This is a genomic window from Pseudomonas sp. G.S.17 (assembly GCF_038096165.1).
Taxonomy (GTDB): domain Bacteria; phylum Pseudomonadota; class Gammaproteobacteria; order Pseudomonadales; family Pseudomonadaceae; genus Aquipseudomonas.
On the sequence record NZ_CP151076.1, the window covers coordinates 5,684,399 to 5,700,033 of the forward strand.

Below are 15,635 nucleotides of genomic sequence, written 5' to 3' on the forward strand. Positions count from 1 at the left end.
TCGGCGTCCTCGCTTACATCACATGTGAGGCACACTACGCTCAATTCTCAGGATGCACAACACCTCACATGTGATACAAAATGCGTCAGAAATTTCCTCAACAATCCACAATGCCCGCCATATATGGCTTACTGACGACCATTCACTCATTGATTTCCGGGATTCATTCCCGCCCTGCGCGGTCTTTTACTGCATGACGACTTCCAACGCCTCCTGGCTTCCCTTCTGGCTTCGCCGTGTTTTACGTCCTTTGCTGGACCCCTATCGTCGCTACCGCCATGCGCGCTACATCCATGCCGGACGCATCGTCATCGGCCTGCTGGTGTCGATTCTGCTGACCACCGGGATCAATCTGCCCCATGGCGAGTGGGCATCGGTGACCATGCTGATCGTGATCGGCGGTTTGCAGCATCACGGCAATATCGGCAAGAAGTCCGTGGAGCGGGCTTACGGCACATTGATCGGTGCGGGACTGGGGCTGGCGGTGGTCTGGCAGCAGGACTATTTCGAACTGTCGTTGCTGACGTATCTGATGATGTCACTGGCCTGCGGCTTCTTCGCTTATCACGCCATCGGCAAGGGCGGCTATACCGCGCTGCTGTCGGCCATCACGCTGTTCATCGTCGCCGGGCATGGCGACAACCCGTTGAGCGACGGCCTGTGGCGCACGGTGGATATCCTGATCGGCATCGTTCTGGCGTTGGCGTTTTCCTTCGCGCTGCCGCTGTACGCCACGTTTTCCTGGCGCTACAACCTGGCCAGCGGTTTGCGCGACTGCGCCAAGGTTTACGGGCGTATCAATCAGGGCCAGCCAATCACTGCCGATGAGCATCTCAAGCTGATGGCGCGGCTGAACGCCACCATGCTGCAACTGCGCTCATTGATGCCTTCGGTATCCAAGGAAGTGCGGATTTCCATGGTCGAGCTGGACGCCATCCAGGGCCATTTCCGCATGTGCCTGAGCACCCTTGAAATCCTGTCCAACATTCGCCCTGCGGACCTTGACCAAGTGGCTGGCGAAGAGTGGAAAGCGCGATTGGATGCCGAATACCGCCAGACCCGGCGCCAGTTGATCGGCATGGCCCGGGCGCTGCAAACCGGCGCCACCGAGCGCCTGGATCGCAAAACCGACGGCAACACGCCCTTGCCGATGCCGAGCAGTCCGGTGCCCACTGAATTGACGGGCTATCACTTGTTGATGCTGCAACTGGCGAGCAACCTTGATGGGTTGCAACAGCGACTGGCCAAGACGGCCAAGCGCTGGAAGATCTGACGAAACCGCCCGCTGCTTTTATTAGGAGAGAAACTTGTCTGCCGTACGCCCGCCTGTCCTGGATGAAATCGACCGCCAGTTGATCGCCGCCTTGCAGCTCAATGCCAGGGAAAGCGTGGCCATGCTTGCCCGGCAACTGGGCATCGCCCGCACCACCGTAACCTCGCGACTGGCGCGTCTGGAAAGTGCGAAGGTCATCACCGGTTACGGCGTGCGTTTGAGTCAGCGGGTGGTGGATGGTGGCTTGCAGGCTTATGTCGGGATCACCGTGCAGCCGCGCTCCGGCAAGGAAGTCTTGCGCCGCCTCAGTACCCTCGCCCAGGTGCAGCAGCTGTGTGCGGTCAGCGGCGAATTCGACTACGTGGCCTGGTTGCGCACCGAATCGCCGGAACAACTGGACCAGCTGCTCGACCTGATTGGCAGCGTCGATGGCGTCGAGAAAACCACCACCTCGATCATCCTCAGCAGCAAGATTGATCGCGGACAGCCGCTGTAAAGCGTACAGATGATCGTAGGACCGGCTTTAGCCGGGAGAACGCCCTCCCGGCTAAAGCCGGTCCTACGGACAATGAATGACCACCAAGCTCGTCATATCGCACAAAAACACTGCAAAACGACGACACTTTGCGTCTTATTAACGCCTCTACACTTAACTAGACTGTCTGCATTCGCGTCCCCGCAAAACAAGGTCAACCATGATTAACAATCGCCATCCTGCAGACGGTAAAAAGCCGATCACGATTTTCGGTCCGGATTTCCCCTTTGCCTTTGATGACTGGATCGAGCATCCGGCCGGGCTGGGCAGCATTCCGGTGGAAAATCACGGAGCCGAAGTGGCGATTGTGGGCGCGGGTATTGCCGGATTGGTGGCAGCTTACGAGTTGATGAAGCTGGGCCTCAAGCCGGTGGTGTACGAAGCCTCGAAGATGGGTGGCCGCTTGCGCTCCCAAGCGTTCGAAGGCACCGAGGGGATCATCGCCGAGTTGGGCGGCATGCGCTTTCCGGTGTCGTCCACGGCGTTTTATCACTATGTCGACAAGCTCGGACTGGAATCAAAACCCTTCCCGAACCCGCTGACGGCTGCGTCCGGCAGTACCGTTATCGATCTGGAAGGCACCACGTATTACGCACAGAAACTATCGGATTTGCCCGCGCTGTTTCAGGAAGTCGCTGACGCCTGGGCGGACGCGCTGGAAGAAGGTTCTGGTTTCAAGGATATCCAGCAAGCCATTCGCGACCGCGATGTGCCACGCCTCAAACAACTGTGGAACACCCTCGTGCCGCTGTGGGATGACCGCACGTTCTACGATTTTGTCGCCACTTCCAAGGCGTTCGCCAAGCTGTCGTTTTACCATCGTGAAGTGTTCGGCCAGGTCGGTTTCGGTACCGGCGGCTGGGACTCGGACTTCCCCAACTCGATGCTGGAAATCTTCCGCGTAGTGATGACCAACTGCGACGATCACCAGCATTTGATCGTCGGCGGTGTCGAGCAAGTGCCGCTGGGGATCTGGAAGCACGTCCCGGAGCGCTGCGCACATTGGCCCGAAGGCACCAGCCTGGCGACGCTGCACCACGGCGCGCCGCGTACCGGGGTCAAGCGCATCGCCCGCGCCGATGACGGCCAGCTGGAGGTCACCGACAACTGGGGTGATACTCGCCGCTACGCCGCGGTGCTCACGACGTGCCAGAGCTGGCTGCTGACCACCCAGATCGAGTGCGAAGAAAGCCTGTTCTCGCAAAAAATGTGGATGGCCCTGGACCGCACGCGCTACATGCAATCGTCGAAAACCTTCGTCATGGTCGACCGGCCGTTCTGGAAAGACAAAGATCCGGAAACCGGGCGCGACCTGATGAGCATGACGCTGACGGATCGCCTGACGCGCGGCACGTACCTGTTTGATAACGGCGACGACAAGCCCGGCGTTATCTGCCTGTCGTATTCGTGGATGAGCGACGCGCTGAAAATGCTGCCGCAGCCCATCGAAAAACGCGTGAAGCTGGCACTCGATGCGCTGAAGAAGATCTACCCTAAAGTGGACATCGCGGCGCGGATCATTGGCGACCCGATTACTGTGTCCTGGGAAGCCGATCCGCATTTCCTCGGCGCGTTCAAAGGCGCATTGCCGGGACATTACCGCTACAACCAACGCATGTACGCGCACTTTATGCAGCAGGACATGCCCAGCGAGCAGCGCGGCATGTTCATCGCCGGCGACGACGTTTCCTGGACGCCGGCCTGGGTTGAAGGCGCAGTGCAGACCTCGCTGAATGCGGTGTGGGGCATCATGACCCACTTCGGCGGCAAGACTCACGCAGCAAATCCCGGCCCTGGCGATGTGTTTCACGAAATAGGCCCTATCGCCCTGGCCGATTGAACAGGAGGCATGAAGCCATGCACATCGCGCTCTATCAATGCACGCCGCTGCCGCTGGATATCAACGGCAACCTGCAACGACTGGATCTCCAGGCCCGGGAAGCCGCGAGTCTGGGCGCCGATTTGCTGGTCTGCCCGGAAATGTTCCTCACCGGCTACAACATCGGCGCCCAGGCGGCCGGCGCACTGGCGCAGCCTTGCGATGGCTTCGCGGCCGCGCAAGTCGCGGCCATCGCCCAGGCTAACCACATCGCCATCCTTTACGGATATCCCGAACGCAACGCCAACGACCAGATCTACAACTCGGTGCAACTGATCGATGCCTACGGTAAAAGCCTGTGCAATTACCGTAAGACGCATCTGTATGGCGAGCTGGATAAGTCGATGTTTGCTGTCGGAGAGGATCGCTTCCCGGTGGTGGAACTCAATGGTTGGCGACTCGGATTGCTGATCTGCTACGACGTCGAATTCCCGGAAAACACCCGCCGCCTGGCGCTGGCCGGAGCCGAAGTGATTCTGGTGCCCACCGCGAACATGGCGCCCTATGACTTTGTCTGCGAAGTGACGGTCCGCGCCCGCGCCTATGAAAACCAGTGTTACGTGGCCTACGCCAACTATTGCGGCAGCGAAGGCGCTATCCAGTACTGCGGCCTGAGCAGCATCTGCGCGCCGGACGGCAGCCGTTTGGCAGTCGCAGCTCGGGTTGAAGAACTCATCAGCGGCAAGCTGGATCGCCAATTGATGACCGATTCCAGGGCGATCAATACCTATTTCAATGATCGACGCCCGGGGTTGTATGCGGGGTTGGGTCAGGGTTGATCCAATCAGATCGTAATTCCGTGTCGTGTATGGCTCGGTAGGACCGGACTTGTCCGGGAAAGCGTCGGGTCTGCCGAGGAATATTTTCAGCGCTTGCGCTGGCCTCTTCGGGGACAAGTCCCCTCCTACCGGCTGTGTTGAGGTTCAAGACGGTTGCGTCACAGAATCCGAACTCGTTCATTCACAATTCCGCTAGCATGACCCGCTGATCCCCATCGGAAATCCCATGCCTGCCTCACGCCTGCCCGCCATCGAACACTTTACGCTCGCCAACGGCCTGCGCGTGGTGGTGTGTCATGCGCCGAGGCTCAAACGCGCGGCCGCGTCGTTGCGGGTCGCGGCCGGTAGCCATGATGTGCCGCTGGCATGGCCGGGGCTGGCGCACTTCCTTGAGCATTTGTTCTTCCTCGGCACCGAGCGTTACGCCGACGACCAGAAGCTGATGACTTTCGTGCAGCGCAACGGCGGGCAGCTCAACGCCAGCACCCGCGAGCGCACCACTGACTTCTTCTTCGAACTGCCATTGGCGGCGTTCGGTGAAGGGCTGGATCGTCTGTGCGAAATGCTCGCCCACCCACGTATGACACTGGAAGATCAACTGCGGGAACGGGAAGTGCTGCATGCCGAATTCATCGCCTGGTCACGAGACGCCAAAGCGCGCGAGCAGATCCGGCTGCTCGACCCCATCTGCGCAAATCATCCACTGAAAGCCTTTCATGCAGGCAACCGCTTCAGCTTGCCGGTGCCGCGTCAGGCGTTTCAGCAAGCGTTGCGGGATTTCTACCAACGTTTTTATCAAGCCGGGCAAATGACCTTATGCCTGACCGGCCCGCAATCCCTGGCAGAGCTGAAAGCGCTGGCGTCGAACCATGGCGGGTATTTCATCGCGGGCGAAGCGTTCCGGCAGATCGAACCGCCACGGCTGTTGCAAAGCGAAACGGTTGTGCAATCGGTAGACAAATCGGGTGGGATGAATCTGCTTTTTGCCTGCGAACATTTACCTGACGCCGCCGATGAATCCGTGACGTTTCTCTGCCATCACCTGAACTCAGCGCATCCGGGCGGATTGGTTGCGCTGTTGCGCGCGCGCGGGTTGGTGGAAACGTTGAAAGCTGAGGTGCTTTACCAGTTTGCCGGGCAACTGTTGATCAATATCGAGATGGTGAGCGGGCATGACAGCGCTATCGCGAGCAAGCTCGCTCCCACAGGTGAGTCGCATCCAGCTATCGCGTTGATTCTGGACTGGTTCAGGTTTCTCAGATCCAGTTGGCCAGCCGCCCGCGCCGACTACAACCTTCTTCAACAGCGTCGTCTGGATACCTGCGGCGCGCTGGATCTGGCCCAACACTTTGCGCGAAAAGCGCCGCAAGGCTTGTCGGAAAGCGGCGGCAAAGCGCTGATTGCACTATTGGAACAACTTACCGCCCATTCGGAATCCGCCGTCGAGAAAGTCGACTGGAAACTACCTGAGCCGAACCCTTTTCTGACATCTCAAGGCGAGAATAGCGGTGCTGAGGGCGCGATTTACCTACGCTGGACCTTGCCCGCACCACAACCGGCGTTATGGCAAATGCTTGAGCAAAGCCTTCATGCTCTTGCTGAAGATGCAAAACAAGCGGGGGTGAATCTGGCTTTCACGGCGTACGGCAATGATTGGCAGCTCAAGCTCGTCGGGCTGAATGCGCCGCTGCCGATGATTCTCGACCACGCGTTAGCGCTGCTCAGCACGCCGAACGATGCAGTTCTGTCGCGCTACGGTCAGCTCGATCAGCAACCCGCGCTGATCCCGATCCGGCAGTTGCTCAAATCCCTGCCTGATCATTATTTGAACAGCGTACCGGGGGAAATCATTCAGGATGTTCAAGCGCTGTGGGCGTCCGCGCGCTGGATGAGCTTTGCGACCGGCCTGTCGGAGCAAACCGAGCAGGCGACCAACGCAGCGCTTGGGCTGACGCCCGGCAGGCAGGGTCAGAGCGGGCAGCAGGCAATCGTCCTGCAACCCGGCAAGCATTGGCGATCAGAAGCGTCGGACTCTTCCGAGAGCGCTGTATTACTGTTTTGCCCGACTTCCAGCCTGAGCGTTGCCGACGAAGCCGCGTGGCGCATGCTGGCGCATTTGGCTTCGGGTCCGTTTTATCAGCGCTTGCGGGTCGAGCTGCAACTGGGCTACGCGGTATTCAGCGGTTTCCGACAGATCGCCGGGCAAAGCGGATTGCTGTTCGGCGTGCAATCGCCCAGCGCTTCGGTGCAGGCATTGGTCCAGCACATCACCGATTTCATTGCGCAAGTCCCTGAGTTGATCGGCAGCGCCGATCTTCCCCAGCAACAACAGGCTTTGGCGGCGCAGCTGGACAGCGCGGGCATGGAGAGCGCCAGCGAAGCCGAAATGCTCTGGCAGGCGCATCTTGCCGGACACGGCGCGGATTACCCGAAACGCTTGCTCGCAGCGGTCATGGATCAGCAGAAAACCGCGCTGCTCAACGCTGCGGATCAGCTGGAAGAGGCCAGCGCTGGCTGGCTGATCCTGAGCAATTCTTCCTCCCGCAGACATTGATCATTACCGGGAATGCAAAAGTTTTGTTCAGGATGATGACAGCCAGGAATTGTAAAATTAAGTAACATAGCTCCCTAAGCATCGAACGATATGCCCTCCGGGGTGTACTAAAGATGTACCTATCCACCGCTGCAATCACCCAAAAGGAGTCTTCTATGTGGACTAAACCTGCTTACACTGATCTGCGTATCGGTTTCGAAGTCACCATGTACTTCGCAAGCCGTTGATTACGACGCGGTGCAAAGCCTCGGTTCGCCGGGGCTTTTTTTATTGGCATGACCCTTTTTATTTTTGCGTTTCACGACCTCGCGGCATGGAGCTGACATGTACATCCAGATTCTAGGATCTGCCGCCGGTGGCGGATTCCCTCAATGGAACTGCAACTGCGCCAACTGCGCGGGCTTTCGTGACGGCAGCCTGCGGGCTGTGGCGCGCACCCAATCGTCCATCGCGCTGTCCGACGATGGCGTCAATTGGGTGCTGTGCAACGCTTCGCCGGACATCCGCGCGCAACTCGCCGGCTTCGCGCCCATGCAACCGGGCCGCGCCCTGCGCGATACCGGGATCAGCGCGATCATCCTGATGGACAGCCAGATCGACCACACCACCGGCCTGTTGAGCCTGCGTGAAGGTTGCCCGCATCAAGTCTGGTGTACCGACATGGTTCATGAAGATTTGAGCACCGGCTTCCCGCTGTTCACTATGCTCAAGCACTGGAACGGCGGCCTGGACTGGAACCGTATCGAGCTGGACGGCAGTTTTGTGATTCCGGCCTGCCCGAATCTGCGCTTCACGCCCTTCCCGCTGCGCAGCGCCGCGCCGCCGTATTCGCCGCACCGTTTCGACCCGCATCCGGGCGACAACATCGGCTTGCTGGTTGAAGACCTGAAGACCGGCGGCAAGCTGTTCTACGCGCCGGGCCTGGGCAAGGTCGATGACGCGCTGATGGAAAAAATGACCGGCGCCGATTGCCTGCTGGTGGACGGCACGATGTGGGACGACGACGAAATGCAGCGCCGTGGCGTGGGCACCCGGACCGGCACCGAAATGGGCCACCTGGCGCAAAACGGTCCCGGCGGCATGCTCGAAGTGCTGGAACGCCTGCCAAAGCAGCGCAAGGTGCTTATCCACATCAACAACACCAACCCGATTCTCGACGAAGATTCCGCCGAACGCGCCGAACTGGCGCGCCGCAACGTCGAAGTGGCTTTCGATGGGATGAGTATCGAGCTCTAGCGAGATTTTGTAGGACTGGGTTTAGCCGGGAGGGCTACTTCCCGGACGAAAGAAATGCAGGGAATGTACCGGCCTCTTCGCGGCTAAAGCCGCTCCTACGGAACGTTCACTCCATTCTGATGATTAATAGGAGCCCCAATGAGCGAAGCAACGCCGCTGTCCCCCGCTGAATTCGAGCAGGCCCTGCGCGCCAAGGGCGCGTATTACCACATCTATCACCCGTTCCACGTGGCGATGTACGAAGGCCGGGCGACCCGCGAGCAGATTCAGGGCTGGGTTGCCAACCGCTTCTACTATCAGGTGAACATCCCGCTCAAGGACGCCGCGATTCTGGCCAACTGCCCGGACCGCGAGATCCGTCGCGAGTGGATTCAGCGTTTGCTGGATCACGACGGCGCACCGGGCGAAGACGGCGGCATCGAAGCCTGGCTGCGTCTGGGACAGGCTGTTGGCCTGGACCCGGACCAGCTGCGCTCTCAGGAACTGGTGCTGCCCGGCGTGCGCTTTGCCGTGGACGCTTACGTGAATTTCGCGCGCCGGGCCAACTGGCAGGAAGCGGCGAGCAGTTCCCTGACCGAGCTGTTCGCGCCGCAGATCCATCAGTCGCGCCTGGACAGCTGGCCGCAGCATTACCCGTGGATCGACCCGACCGGTTACGAATATTTCCGCACTCGCCTGGGCCAGGCCCGCCGGGACGTGGAGCACGGTCTGGCGATCACGCTCAAGCATTACACGACCTACGAAGGCCAGCAGCGCATGCTGGAAATCCTCCAGTTCAAACTCGACATTTTGTGGAGCATGCTGGACGCCATGAGCATGGCCTACGAGCTGAACCGCCCGCCCTATCACAGCGTGACTGACCAACGAGTCTGGCATAAGGGAATCGCCCTATGAGTTTTGATCGACAACAAGTCCCGCGCTGGCGCCAGGGCTATCGTTTCCAGTTCGAGCCCGCGCAAAATGGCCATGTGCTGCTTTACCCGGAAGGCATGATCAAGCTCAATGAAAGTGCCAGCGCCATCGGTGGCCTGATCGATGGCGAACGCAGTGTTTCAGCGATCATTGATGCGCTGGACCAGCAGTTCCCAGGCTTTCCCGAGCTCGGCACCGATGTCGAGCAATTCATGGAGGTCGCCCGTGGCGAACACTGGATCGAACTTGCCTGATTCGACGCTCAGCGCTTCGTCTCTGGCAATGCCGCCCAAACCTGAAATCGGCCTGCCGCTGTGGCTGCTGGCCGAGCTGACCTATCGCTGCCCGCTGCAATGCCCGTATTGCTCCAACCCGCTGGACTTTGCCAAGCAAGGCCAGGAATTGACCACCGAACAGTGGTTCAAGGTGATGGCCGAAGCGCGGCAGATGGGCGCGGCACAGATCGGTTTTTCCGGCGGCGAACCGCTGGTGCGCCAGGACCTGGCCGAGCTGATCGCCGAAGCGCGCCGGTTGGGTTACTACACCAACCTGATCACTTCCGGCATCGGCCTGACCGAACAGAAAATCATCGATTTCAAGAAAGCCGGGCTCGATCACATCCAGATCAGTTTCCAGGCCAGCGACGAGCAAGTGAACAACATGCTCGCCGGCTCGAAAAAAGCCTTCGCGCAAAAGCTGGAAATGGCCCGCGCGGTGAAAAAGCATGGCTATCCGATGGTGCTGAATTTCGTCACCCATCGGCACAACATCGACAAGATTGATCAAATCATCGAGCTGTGCATCGCCCTGGAAGCGGATTTTGTCGAGCTGGCGACCTGTCAGTTCTACGGCTGGGCGCACTTGAACCGTGAAGGTTTGCTGCCGACCAAAGACCAGTTGGTGCGCGCCGAACGCGTCACCAATGAATATCGCGACAAGCTGGCGGCGGAAAACCACCCGTGCAAGCTGATCTTCGTCACCCCGGATTACTACGAAGAACGCCCGAAAGCCTGCATGAACGGCTGGGGCAGCATCTTCCTCACCGTCACGCCGGACGGCACGGCCCTGCCCTGCCACGGCGCGCGGCAAATGCCGGTGAAATTCCCCAATGTGCGCGACCACAGCATGCAGCACATCTGGTACGAATCTTTCGGCTTCAACGTGTTTCGCGGCTACGACTGGATGCCCGAGCCGTGCCGCTCGTGCGACGAGAAAGAAAAGGACTTCGGCGGCTGTCGTTGTCAGGCGTTCATGCTGACCGGCGATGCGGCCAATACCGATCCGGTGTGCAGCAAGTCGCCGAACCATGGAATGATTCTCAAAGCCCGTGAAGAAGCCGAGTATGCTACGAAGACCATTGAGCAGTTGGCCTTCCGCAATGACCGAAACTCTCGCCTTATCGCCAAATCCTGAAACCCTCAGCGCCGCCAATGCGGTGGCCGCAGGAATCGACTTCGCCGAGCTGGAAGTCAGCGCGGCGGGCTTGTTCTGGAGTGAATATCGACCGCAAGACGCAGCCAGTCGCATCTGGCGCTGGTTCGAAGGACGCACCACTTGCCTGACGCCTGACGGCTTCAGCGTACGCAGCCGGGTTTACGAATATGGCGGCGGTTCGTTCTGCCTCGCGGATGACGCGCTGGTCTTCGTCAACGAAAGCGACCAGCAACTGTATCGCCAGCTTTTGACCGGCGATGCCCCGCAACAACTGACCTTCGACGACAAACGCTACGGCGACGTCCGCTTTGCCTGCGGGCAGATTCTGGCGGTCGAAGAGGATCGCGCCACGCATCGACTGATCGCCATCGACATCGCCGATGGCACGCGTCAGCTGTTGGCCGAAGGTGCTGACTTCTACGCCGCGCCGACCTTGAGTCTCGACGGGCAACGCCTGGCCTGGATCGAATGGCAACGCCCGCACCAGCCGTGGACGTCGACCTCGCTGATGTGTGCCGAGCGCATCAACAACGGCTGGTCAACGCCGCGCTGTGTCGCGGGATATGCCCAGGAAGAATCCCTGCAACAACCGCGCTTCGACCGACAAGGTCGGCTGCATTGCCTGACAGATCGCGGCGGTTTCTGGCAGCCATGGCTGGAAACCGCTGAAGGCCTTGAAGCGTTACCGGCCGCCGCAGCCGATCATTCGCCCGCGCCTTGGCAATTGGGTGGCTGCACCTGGCTGCCGCTGGGCAATGGCGGTTATCTGGCCAGCTGGTCCGAGGACGGTTTCGGCGTGCTGGGACTGCGCGCGGCTGACGGCTCACTGGAAGATTTCAGCGGCGCTTACAGCCGTTTTCGCAGCCTGGCTGTCGACGATCAATACCTGTATTGCATCGCCGCTTCGGCCGTCAGCCCATCCGCAGTGCTGGCGATCAGTCGTGATGATCACAGTATTCAGGTACTCGCCGGTGGCGTTGCGCTGCTGCCCGCCGAACGCATCAGTCGCCCGCAATCCTTGCGTTACCCCAGCGGCGCCGCCGAAGCGCACGGCTATTTCTATCCGGCCATGAACGGCGGGCCAACACCGCCTTTGGTGGTGTTCATCCACGGCGGCCCGACTTCGGCATGCTACCCGGTGCTTGATCCGCGCATTCAGTACTGGAGCCAGCGCGGCTTTGCCGTGGCCGATCTGAACTATCGCGGCAGCACCGGTTATGGCCGCGCCTATCGGCAAAGCCTGTACCTGAACTGGGGCGTGGTGGACGTTGAGGATGCCTGCGCCGTGGTGGCGCATCTGGCGGAACGCGGGCTGATCAACCCGGATCAAGCCTTCATTCGTGGCGGCAGCGCCGGCGGTTATACGACGCTGTGCGCGTTGGCCTTCCGCGACGTATTCCGCGCCGGTGCGAGCCTGTATGGCGTCAGCGATCCGGTGGCGCTGGGCAAGGCGACGCACAAGTTCGAAAGTGATTACCTGGACTGGCTGATTGGCGACCCGCAAACGGATATCGAACGCTATCGCGCCAGAACGCCACTGCTGCATGCCGACCAAATCCACGTGCCGGTGATTTTCTTCCAGGGCGAACTTGACGCTGTGGTCGTCCCGGAACAAACCCGCGCCATGCTCAAAGCCCTGCAGGACAATGGCATCCCCGCCGAAGCGCACTTCTACCCAAACGAACGCCACGGCTTCCGCCAAGCCGCCAACCAGGCGGACGCGCTGGAAAAAGAATGGGCGTTTTATCGGCGGGTGATCGACGGACAGGGTTGATTGCTGGCTCATATCGATCAAATGCCGAATTGAAAGGCAACCCGTTGGAGCGAGGCTTGCCCGCGAATCGTGCTTCCAGTCGACCTCGTTATCGCCTGGAATAACATTTGGTAGGATCCCATGCTTGCTACCGACAGCACGGTCTGCAGGTCGGCATCCTTATTCATTTACAGACTCTCTCAAAGATCATGTCACCACCAATCACCGTCAAACGATTGGGTGGCAACTGTGTGCAGGTTGACGGACCGGTGAGAGAAACCCGGCGCACCCTAAAGTGCCCCACACACAGCCGCCATAGACGTCCGTCCCGCGCAGACATGTGCACGAACGAAACGAAAGAGGCTGCGTTGGAAACTCTCAAAATCCAGGCCGTCAAACCCGATCACGGATGTGCCGTAACGCTGGCGAAGACAAGAGTCAGCGGCGCCTTGAACGTATGTAGCGCTGCAAGATTCTGTGGGAGCGAACTTGTTCGCGAAGGCGGTGTGTCAGGCCATGAAGAGCTAACTGAACTGGCGCCTTCCCGGATGAATCCGGTCCCACGAAAGACAGGCGGTGTTACTTACGGCTGGCGATGATGTAGACCGCGTGAATGATGCCCGGGAAGTAGCCCAGCAGGGTCAGCAGGATGTTCAGCCAGAAGGCGCCAGCGAAACCGACTTGCATGAACACACCGACAGGTGGCAGCAGGATGGCGAAAATAATACGAATGATGTCCATGGTGTAGCTCCAGATTAAAGCGGCTCTCATAAGCCACACAGCTAATCGACCTGCGACAAACGGCGGAGGTTCCCTAATCTCTGGCTACGAGCCATTACTGCATGTAAAAAAGCCCCATGCCAAACGAATCCGGCACAGGGCGACGCGCATATAACGCGAGACGGTTCGGAAATTCGGGACTCAGGCCAGTAAGCCTCGACTGGCCTTCAATTGCGCGGTTTTGACTCGACTCAATGCTCGGGCCAACCGTTGCAGCATCTCGTCGACATTGGCCTGGCTAACGGTCAGCGCCGGGGAAAACCTCAGGCAATCCGGCTGCGGCGCATCAATCAACAAGCCCTCGGACTGCGCAGCCGCCACCACTTGCGCCGCTCGGTCCTGCTCCAGGCTCAAGCCCCAAAGCAGGCCTTGGCCGCGCACCTCGCCGAGTCGAAAGCGTTGGGCAAGGCGCGTCAGCCCCTCGCGCATGTGCTCGCCGCAATCGCGAACCTGGTGCAGAAACTGCGGCTCCTGAATGCTGTGCAGCACGGTCAGGCCAGCGGCGATCATCAATGCATTGCCGTCAGCCGCGCCGGGAAACGCTCCGGCCTCGATGCGACATGCCGTGCCCCGCGCCAGCAGCGCCGCCAACGGCACACCACCGCCCAGGCCTTGGCCGAGGACGACGATATCGGCGCGCACGCCATAGGTAACTTCGCACAGCAAGCTGCCACAACGGCCAATACCGGTTTGGGTTTCGTCGAGAATCAACAGGATTCCCAGTTCACGACACAATTTCTCCACGCCCTGCAGGTATTCACGAGTTGCCGGAATCACGCCCGCCTGACTCTGAATCGGTTCCAGCATGATCGCGACCGTCTGGGCGTCGACCGCCGCGTGCAATGCGCCCAGGTCGTTGAACGGCACCTGATTGGCCGCGGCGCTCGCGTGCATGCCGAGGCTGGCCGTGATGACTCCGCCAGCGCCAGCGCGATGCACTTCGCCCCACTTGCGGGCCAGGTCAATAGCGCCTTCGCAGGCCTGACTGGCGCTACTGAAGAACCAGGCCTGATCGCTGCGAGTGCTCAGACACAAGCGCCGCGCCAGCTCCAGCCCGCTGCGATGCGAATGGCCGGGGCCGGGGCTGATCAATGTTTGCGCCTGAACGTTGAGCGCCTGGAGCAGGACCGCCGGGCTGTGGCCAAGACTGTTGGCCGCGCCAGCCTGCATGAAATCCAGATACACGCGACCTTGCGCATCCCACATCCATGATCCCTGACCGCGTATGAATACCGGGTCGCTGTGGTCAGGTTGCGACACTTGGCGCTCCTCGGGTTCGGTAACGGGCACGGATTGAATGCAGGGCAGTTCGTGCGCATCGGCATTGTTGCGCAGTAGCCTGAGCAGGTTCATGGGCGAAATCCTCGGTTTTCACCGGGTTCCTGGTTTTTCGCTTTTCCTATGTAAGCGCTATCGATTCTTACGCTGCTCATCGCGACTTCCGGCTCTGTGGCCCTTTGGATACGCGCTAGACTATGCCGTCGCTGGCTTCCCAGCCATTTCGATTTTCCAGCTTTTTCAATAAGGTTTACTTATGGATTTTCGCCAACTGCGCTATTTCGTCGCGGTCTACGAAGAGGGCCATGTGGGGCGCGCCGCAGAACGGCTTTCCCTGTCGCAACCTGCGCTGTCGCAGCAGATCCGCCATCTGGAAGAGAGCCTGGACGTCAGCCTGTTCGAGCGCAGCAGCAAACGTCTGCTGCCCACTCTCGCGGCCCATACGCTGTACAACCACGCTGTGCCACTGCTCGATGGTCTGCAGCAGGCCCGCGAAGCCTTGCGCAATTTCAAGGGGCAGTCGTTGCGCACCTTGGCGATTGGTGTGCTGCAAACCGTGCATTCGGGCCTTGTTCCGCAAATGCTCGAACGCGTGCGAACGGCCCAGCCGCATCTGGTGGTGCAAATCTATGAGCTGAGCGGGATGGAAGTCGAACGACGGCTGCTCAATGGCTCGCTGGACATCGGCATCAGCTACTTGCCGCCGCGCCAACCGGGTTTGCATGGCCTGCCGCTGTATGAGGATGAATTGAAACTGGTGATCCCGGCCGATCATCCACTGCGCGAATTCAAGAAAGTCTCTCTGGCCCAGGCCGCCGAGCTGCCGATGTTGCTGCTCGGCGAAGAGTTTCAAGTGCGACAGATCTGGCAGACACAACTGGCCAACCTCGGGCGACGGGCACATGTGCAGGCCGAGTTGAACAATATGACGGGGATTCTCGACAGCCTGGCGCATACCCGACTGGTGACGGTGTTACCGGGGAGAGCGCAGCACCTTCAGGAAAACACCGAGCTGCTGTGGAAACCCCTGAGCGAACCACGCGTGCCACTCAAAGTCGGGCTGGTGTATCGCGATGCACAGCGGCAACAGGCCACGCTGGAGTTGTTGCAGAGGGTATTGGCAGAAGCGCTGCAGACCAATCGTGGCGAAACGCCCGGCGAGCACTGAATTGCGGACATTCAGGACATTTGAAAACGTAGCGAGCGAAGGCAAGACAAGGCA

14 protein-coding genes are annotated in these 15,635 nt (G+C 59.9%); 12 read left to right on the top strand and 2 right to left on the bottom strand.

Annotation, left to right across the window (positions count from 1 at the left end):
- Positions 1-193 precede the first annotated feature (193 nt).
- The 11 genes from AABC73_RS26575 (at position 194) to AABC73_RS26625 (ending at position 12,376) form a co-directional block, all read left to right on the top strand.
- Positions 194-1,273, top strand: coding sequence for an FUSC family protein (locus AABC73_RS26575; RefSeq protein ID WP_341521574.1), 1,080 nt, complete (start codon positions 194-196; stop codon positions 1,271-1,273).
- 34 nt (positions 1,274-1,307) lie between these two features.
- Positions 1,308-1,769: an Lrp/AsnC family transcriptional regulator gene (locus AABC73_RS26580; protein WP_341521575.1), complete on the top strand. Its 462-nt coding sequence runs from the start codon at positions 1,308-1,310 to the stop codon at positions 1,767-1,769.
- Positions 1,770-1,968: 199 nt separating this feature from the next.
- On the top strand, positions 1,969-3,648 hold the full coding sequence (locus AABC73_RS26585; RefSeq protein ID WP_341521576.1) for an FAD-dependent oxidoreductase: 1,680 nt from the start codon (positions 1,969-1,971) through the stop codon (positions 3,646-3,648).
- 17 nt (positions 3,649-3,665) lie between these two features.
- Complete coding sequence (locus tag AABC73_RS26590; protein WP_341521577.1) at positions 3,666-4,466, top strand: carbon-nitrogen hydrolase family protein; 801 nt, start codon at positions 3,666-3,668, stop codon at positions 4,464-4,466.
- Positions 4,467-4,692: 226 nt separating this feature from the next.
- Complete coding sequence (gene pqqF / locus AABC73_RS26595) at positions 4,693-7,020, top strand: pyrroloquinoline quinone biosynthesis protein PqqF (RefSeq protein ID WP_341521578.1); 2,328 nt, start codon at positions 4,693-4,695, stop codon at positions 7,018-7,020.
- 155 nt (positions 7,021-7,175) lie between these two features.
- On the top strand, positions 7,176-7,247 hold the full coding sequence (gene pqqA, locus AABC73_RS26600; RefSeq protein WP_008365141.1) for a pyrroloquinoline quinone precursor peptide PqqA: 72 nt from the start codon (positions 7,176-7,178) through the stop codon (positions 7,245-7,247).
- A gap of 97 nt (positions 7,248-7,344) precedes the next feature.
- The gene (gene pqqB / locus AABC73_RS26605) at positions 7,345-8,256 is read left to right on the top strand and encodes a pyrroloquinoline quinone biosynthesis protein PqqB (RefSeq protein ID WP_341521579.1); all 912 of its coding nucleotides are present in this window, start codon (positions 7,345-7,347) and stop codon (positions 8,254-8,256) included.
- Between the two features lie 138 nt (positions 8,257-8,394).
- Positions 8,395-9,150, top strand: a complete 756-nt coding sequence (gene pqqC, locus AABC73_RS26610; protein ID WP_020290883.1) for a pyrroloquinoline-quinone synthase PqqC — start codon at positions 8,395-8,397, stop codon at positions 9,148-9,150.
- Entirely contained in the window at positions 9,147-9,422 is a 276-nt protein-coding gene (pqqD, locus tag AABC73_RS26615; RefSeq protein ID WP_065831500.1) for a pyrroloquinoline quinone biosynthesis peptide chaperone PqqD, read from the top strand. Before pqqC ends, pqqD begins: the two co-directional genes overlap by 4 nt.
- The gene (gene pqqE / locus AABC73_RS26620; protein ID WP_341521580.1) at positions 9,394-10,581 is read left to right on the top strand and encodes a pyrroloquinoline quinone biosynthesis protein PqqE; all 1,188 of its coding nucleotides are present in this window, start codon (positions 9,394-9,396) and stop codon (positions 10,579-10,581) included. Before pqqD ends, pqqE begins: the two co-directional genes overlap by 29 nt.
- Positions 10,547-12,376: a S9 family peptidase gene (locus AABC73_RS26625; protein ID WP_341521581.1), complete on the top strand. Its 1,830-nt coding sequence runs from the start codon at positions 10,547-10,549 to the stop codon at positions 12,374-12,376. The genes pqqE and AABC73_RS26625 overlap by 35 nt, the downstream gene beginning before the upstream one ends.
- Positions 12,377-12,934: 558 nt before the next feature.
- On the opposite strand, the gene AABC73_RS26630 is transcribed toward AABC73_RS26625, so the two are convergent.
- Both AABC73_RS26630 and AABC73_RS26635 read right to left on the bottom strand, forming a co-directional pair.
- Positions 12,935-13,096: a YqaE/Pmp3 family membrane protein gene (locus tag AABC73_RS26630; RefSeq protein WP_020290879.1), complete on the bottom strand. Its 162-nt coding sequence runs from the start codon at positions 13,094-13,096 to the stop codon at positions 12,935-12,937.
- Between the two features lie 180 nt (positions 13,097-13,276).
- Positions 13,277-14,488 carry an aminotransferase class III-fold pyridoxal phosphate-dependent enzyme gene (locus AABC73_RS26635; RefSeq protein ID WP_341521582.1) on the bottom strand — a complete coding sequence of 404 codons (1,212 nt, stop codon included), beginning with the start codon at positions 14,486-14,488 and terminating at the stop codon, positions 13,277-13,279.
- A 181-nt stretch (positions 14,489-14,669) separates the two neighbouring features.
- Between AABC73_RS26635 and AABC73_RS26640 the strand changes: the two genes are divergently transcribed.
- The gene (locus tag AABC73_RS26640) at positions 14,670-15,581 is read left to right on the top strand and encodes a LysR family transcriptional regulator (RefSeq protein WP_331149670.1); all 912 of its coding nucleotides are present in this window, start codon (positions 14,670-14,672) and stop codon (positions 15,579-15,581) included.
- Positions 15,582-15,635: the final 54 nt, after the last annotated feature.